At 28.8% G+C, this 3508-nt stretch carries 4 protein-coding genes; all 4 read right to left on the bottom strand.

Translation table 11 applies throughout. The annotated features are described in order from the left end of the window. Positions 1-1265, bottom strand: a 1265-nt coding sequence (locus tag ABY298_RS15570) for a DUF349 domain-containing protein (protein WP_372746970.1), incomplete at its 3' end; no start/stop codon positions are given. A gap of 110 nt (positions 1266-1375) precedes the next feature. Further along, complete coding sequence (locus ABY298_RS15565; protein WP_372746969.1) at positions 1376-2122, bottom strand: shikimate dehydrogenase; 747 nt, start codon at positions 2120-2122, stop codon at positions 1376-1378. Further along, positions 2115-3137, bottom strand: a complete 1023-nt coding sequence (locus tag ABY298_RS15560; protein WP_372746968.1) for a DUF368 domain-containing protein — start codon at positions 3135-3137, stop codon at positions 2115-2117. The genes ABY298_RS15565 and ABY298_RS15560 overlap by 8 nt, the downstream gene beginning before the upstream one ends. Before the next feature lie 5 nt (positions 3138-3142). Then, a partial coding sequence (locus tag ABY298_RS15555) for an undecaprenyl phosphate translocase family protein (RefSeq protein WP_372746967.1) occupies positions 3143-3508 on the bottom strand: 366 nt, incomplete at its 5' end.

Here is a 3508-nt window from a genome sequence, read left to right as displayed (position 1 = left end):
TCCTTGAAAAATTTATTTTTTTCAACATTAAATTTTTTGGTAACACTTTTAAATTTAGACCAAATTTGATCGCTTTTATTACGTGGAGTTTGTCCAATTTCAAAAAACTTATTTCTTAAGGCATCAATTTCATCAATACTTTTTTGCCAATCTGCTCTAGATTTATTTTTAGAAGTGTCAATTGCCTCAATTAAAGCAATCACTTCATATTTTTTGTCAACATTTTCATCGTATTGAGACCTCACGTCTTTAAAATACATATGACGTTTATCGTGAATTTTTCTTGTGGCTTCACTAAATCTATTCCAAATTTCTTCTCTATCAACTCTAGCTACAGGTCCAATTTCTTCTTTCCAAAGTTTATGCACCACTTGTAATTCTTTAAAAGCTTCATTTACATCCTCTAATTCTGCTAATTCTTCGGCTCTTTCAACTAGTTTTAATTTCTCTTCTAAATTATGTTTAAAATCTAATTCTCTTAAATCATTATTTAAATGCAATAAATCATAAAAACGTTCTACGTGATGTTGGTAAGTTCTCCAAGTATCGTTGTATTTTGCTCTTGGTATTGGCCCAATTTCAACCCATTTTGTTTGAATGTCTTTAAATATTTTATACATAGTAGATCCATCGGCATTATCAATTAAATGCTTTAAATCTTCTATTAATTCAAGTTTAGCTTCTAAATTTTTCTTTAAAGAATTCTCTTGATTTGAATAAAACTCGTTTCTTTTTACCTTATAATCGTATAAAATACTATTATATGTGGTTTTAATTGGATTACTATATTGAAAATCGATAATATTACCACCTTCCAACAAAAATTTTGCTTTTTCTGTTCTTAGTAAATCTCCAAACCTAACGTTAAACGCATTTTTTATACTATTTACGTTATTTTGAATACTTTGTACAGGACTTTCTTTCACCAGTTTTTGAAGCTCATCTACCAATTGTTCCAAAGAAAAATCAGAATAATCTTTATCTTCTAAATTTTGATGTTCAGTTTTTTCAGAACTTGCAGCTATTTCATCATCAATTTCATCAATAGCTTTCGTATCTGGTTTCGGTTTATCAGAAATTACTTTTTCAACAATTTCTTCAGGTACTTCTTTCACTAAATCGCCTGTTGATTCTTTAGGAGACTCTTCTACTAAATTTTCTACTGATTCTTCAGTGGTTTGTTCAACTTCTTTTTTGCTATCATCAAAATTTTGAGAGGTTGAAACTTTATCTTCTTTTGGTAATTCGATATTCTCGTCTAACATATAAAAATGTTTAAGGTTCTATTTATTTCTAACGGTTTTACTAAAAATAGCCGTTTCTATATAAGATGTAATCCGGTATTAAAAGTTGCGTGAATTTAGTGAATTCTTTTTTAAGAATTCCATATTTCCCAAGACTTTTCTGCTTGCAACCCTAACATTTCGTAACCATTTTTAATTGTGGCTCCTTGCTTACTCCCTTCTCTTAAAAATTTTGTCTCAGAAGGATTGTAAATTAGGTCGTACAGTAAATGTTTATCGGTAATAAATTGATATGGAATATTTGGTGATTCATTAATATTTGGGTGTGTTCCAATAGGTGAAGAATTAATAATTATGGTATATTCTTCTATAATTTCTTTGTTTAACATTGAATACAAATAATTACCTTCTGATACACTTCTGGATACAAATTTGTATTCAATACCCATTTTTTTTAAAGCAAATGCAATGGCTTTAGATGCGCCTCCAGTTCCTAAAATTAAAGCTTTTTTATGATGCTCTTTTAACAAAGGTTCAATCGATTTTTGAAACCCATAATGATCTGTATTATAACCAATTAACCTATTATCATCTGTAACTTTAATAGTATTTACTGCTCCAATTTGTTTTGCATCTTCATCAATTTCATTTAAATAGCGCATAATGCTTTCTTTGTAAGGAATGGTTACATTTAAACCTTTAAACTCCTCTTCTCTATGATATAATAAAAACGGAAACTCCTCAATTTCTGGAATGTCAAAATTGAAATATTTTAAGTCTTTTAAACCTAATTGAGCAAATTTTTCTGCAAAATATTTTGGGGAAAAAGAGTATGAAATGTTTTTCCCTATTAATCCAAATTTAAAACGTTTATTCATCTGTGTATACATTTCTTTCAGAGCCAAACTTATCTAAAGCAAGTATTAACCCTATTCCTACTAAAACATACAAAATAGCAATCCAAGTTTCGAGAGTTCCAAAATCTGGAAAATACCTTTCAAAATTTTGAATAATTTTATCTCCTTTAGAATCTATCATTATTTTGTTGTCTACAATTTTATAAATTTCTTTTTTCCACGGCCAAACCATACCTAAAGAGCCAGCAATAAAACCAATAATTACGGCTGTTACAATTTGGTGCCAACGCTTTAAAACCCATCCTAAAATATGAGATGTTGTTACTAAACCAAATGCAGAACCCAAGGTAAAAGTTCCAATAATTTTTAAGTAATTTATACGCTCTTCACTATCCATAAAACTAAAATCGCCTGTAAAAACTTCGGTTAAAGTTTTAAATAGCATTGCTACCGAATCTACCAACAACAATACATAATTACCCATTAAAATTAGAATAAATGAGCCTGATAAACCTGGAAGAGTCATTCCAGAAACACCAATAATTCCACAGAAAAAAACAAATAAAAGATTGTCATTTTCTTTTGCTGGGCTCATAAAACTAATAGATATTCCAACAATTGCACCAGCAACCATTGCTATTACATTTTTAGATGTCCAATTATTAAAATCTTTAGAAATATAATAAATAGAACCTATAATCATTCCAAAAAAGGTACTCCAAACATAGAGTTCATAAGTATCAATTAAATAATCTAATACTAGTGAAACGCTAAAGTAGCTAAATATACTTCCACTAAAAATTAAAACTAAAAAAGGTGCGTTTGTATAATAATAAAAGCTTTTATAACGACCATTTATTAATAATTTAAAGGCTTTGATATTTATTTTTCTGAAAGAATAAATCATTTCTTCGTAAAATCCCAAAACAAACGAAACCATTCCGCCAGAAACTCCCGGAACTTTATTTGCCGCACCCATAGATAATCCTTTTAAAAAAAGGAAGAATTTATCTAAAAAGGTACGTTCCTTAGCCATAATTATTATTTTGCGGAAGAATCTGCTAATTTTTCTAACAATAAAATTAATGCAAATCCAACTAACGCCAATACAACTGCTGTTAAAATTTGAGCATCGCCGTTAAAATTAATTGGTAATACACTTTGCTCATTAAACGGAACTTTAATTCCGTGTGAATTTACACGCCATGTTAAGGTTTCTTTCCAAGGCCAAATTTTATTTAATGAACCTAAAATAAAACCTGTTAATATAGCTAAGGTAAAATTTTTGTAATGTTTAAAAAGCCAGTTCAATATTTTAGAGAACGATAATAATCCAACCACTGCTCCTGCAGCAACTGTTGCTAATAATTTAAAATCTTTATCATGAATAGCATCTAAAACAGGTTT

It is taken from the genome of Lutibacter sp. (assembly GCF_041596795.1).
In the GTDB taxonomy this organism is placed as follows: domain Bacteria; phylum Bacteroidota; class Bacteroidia; order Flavobacteriales; family Flavobacteriaceae; genus Lutibacter.
Note: the sequence above shows the minus strand (reverse complement) of the source record. Positions and strands in the feature narration are given on the sequence as shown.